Origin of the sequence: Ramlibacter sp., from assembly GCF_035706265.1 — a bacterium.
Classification (GTDB): Bacteria; Pseudomonadota; Gammaproteobacteria; order Burkholderiales; family Burkholderiaceae_C; genus Ramlibacter.
Genome location: NZ_DASSVG010000020.1, coordinates 1 through 2,006 on the forward strand (window position 1 = coordinate 1; position 2,006 = coordinate 2,006).

Below are 2,006 nucleotides of genomic sequence, written 5' to 3' on the forward strand. Positions count from 1 at the left end.
CTGGATGCGGCGCGCGACGTGCCGGGCGCGCTGGTCGCTTCCGGCTGCGGCACCGACCACCTCGCGCCCGAGGATGCGAAGAGCGTCGACGACGTGATCCGCGCCTACGAGGAGCAGATGGAGGCCATCGAGAAGCTGGGGGGCCGGCTGATCGTGATGGCCAGCCGGGCGCTGGCCCGCGTGGCCCAGGGCCCGGCCGACTACGAGAAGGTCTACGGCCGCATCCTCGCGCAGGCCAGGCAGCCGGTGATCCTGCACTGGCTGGGCGACATGTTCGACCCGGCCCTGGCCGGCTACTGGAGAGGCAGCAGTCAAGCTGCTGCCGGGGGTGCCAAGGACATCGACGCGGCCATGGACACGGCGCTGGGCATCATCCACGCGCACGCCGCCAAGGTGGACGGCATCAAGATCTCGCTGCTGGACAAGGACAAGGAGATCGCCATGCGCCGCCGCCTGCCCGCTGGCGTGCGCATGTACACCGGCGACGACTTCAACTACGCCGAGCTGATCGCCGGCGACGGCCACGGCGAGCAGCCCGTGCACGGCAAGAGCGATGCCCTGCTGGGGATCTTCGATGCCATCGCGCCGGCGGCGAGCGCGGCGCTCGGCGAGCTGGCGCAGGGCAACCTGCAGCGGTTCCACGCCATCCTGGGCCCCACCGTGCCGCTGTCGCGCCACATCTTCGCGGCGCCGACGCGCTTCTACAAGACCGGCGTGGTGTTCATGGCCTGGCTCAATGGCCACCAGTCGCACTTCACCATGGTGGGCGGCCAGCAGAGCGCGCGCAGCCTGCCCCACTTCGCCGAGCTGTTCCGCCTGGCCGACGCGGCCGACCTGCTGGAGCAGCCGGAGCTCGCCACGCAGCGCATGAAGACGCTGCTGGCGCTGCACGGGGTGGCGTGACGATGCGGGATTTTTCGCAGGACCACCGCTGGCTGTCGATCAACACGGCCACGGTGCGCAAGTCGCGCGGCGAGGAGCTGCCCCTGCCGCGCATCATCGAAGCCTGCGTGGAGCGCGGCATCCGGGCGATCTCGCCCTGGCGCGACCAGGTGCAGGCGGCCGGCGTGACGAACATCGCGAAGATGGTGCGCGACCACGGGCTCCAGCTTTCCGGTTACTGCCGCGGCGGCATGTTCCCGGCGGCCGACGCCGCGGGCCTGAAGGCCGCGCGCGACGACAACCGGCGCGCGGTGGACGAGGCCGCGCAGCTGGGCGCGAGCTGCCTGGTGCTGGTGGTGGGCGGCCTGCCCGGCGCGCTGCAGGGCCGGGCGGCGCACAAGGACCTCGCTCTGGCCCGCAACCAGGTGCGCGACGGCATCGGCGAACTGCTGGAATACGCCCGCACGGCCGACATGCCGCTGGCCATCGAGCCGCTGCATCCCATGTACGCGGCCGACCGGGCCTGCATCAACACGCTGGAGCAGGCGCTGGACGTCTGCGACGAGCTGGATCCCTACCAGTCCGGCAGCCTGGGCGTCGCCGTGGACGTCTACCACGTGTGGTGGGATCCGAAGCTGGAACAGCAGATCCGGCGCGCGGGCGGCAAGCGCCTGCTGGCCTTCCACGTCTGCGACTGGCTCACGCCGACGGCGGACCTGCTGAACGACCGGGGGATGATGGGCGACGGCGTGATCGACATCCCGCGCATCCGCGGCTGGGTGGAGGCGCAGGGCTTCGCCGGCTTCAGCGAGGTGGAGATCTTCTCCACCGGCAACTGGTGGAAGCGGCCGCATGGCGAGGTGCTGGACACCTGCATCGCGCGGCACAAGACGGTGGTCTGACCGGGAGCGCGCGCTGCGCGCTTTCCGGGCCCCCGCCTCCGCGGGGGTGACGGGACCTGTCGTCCCCGCTCAGGCGGGGACCCAGGGCTTCCCCGCCTGGCGCGGGGACGACGGGATTACTGCACCTGCTGCAGCGGCGGGCGGGCCGCCGGCTGCTGCGCGGGGCGAGGGCCGGTGCCGGCCTCGATCTCGCCGGAGAGCTGGCCGCCCTCCTCGATCACC

The 2,006-nt window shown here is 72.0% G+C and carries 2 protein-coding genes; both read left to right on the forward strand.

Annotation, left to right across the window (positions count from 1 at the left end; translation table 11 throughout):
* A partial coding sequence (locus VFM98_RS00805) for a DUF993 family protein (RefSeq protein ID WP_325107982.1) occupies positions 1-903 on the forward strand: 903 nt, incomplete at its 5' end.
* Positions 904-905: 2 nt separating this feature from the next.
* Complete coding sequence (locus VFM98_RS00810) at positions 906-1,784, forward strand: sugar phosphate isomerase/epimerase family protein (RefSeq protein WP_325107983.1); 879 nt, start codon at positions 906-908, stop codon at positions 1,782-1,784.
* The last annotated feature ends 222 nt before the right edge of the window (positions 1,785-2,006 follow it).

Excerpts from the sequence above, each read along its gene's own strand:
- VFM98_RS00810 (WP_325107983.1), top strand. The coding sequence starts at position 906 with ATGCGGGATTTTTCGCAGGACCACCGCTGGCTGTCGATCAACACGGCC.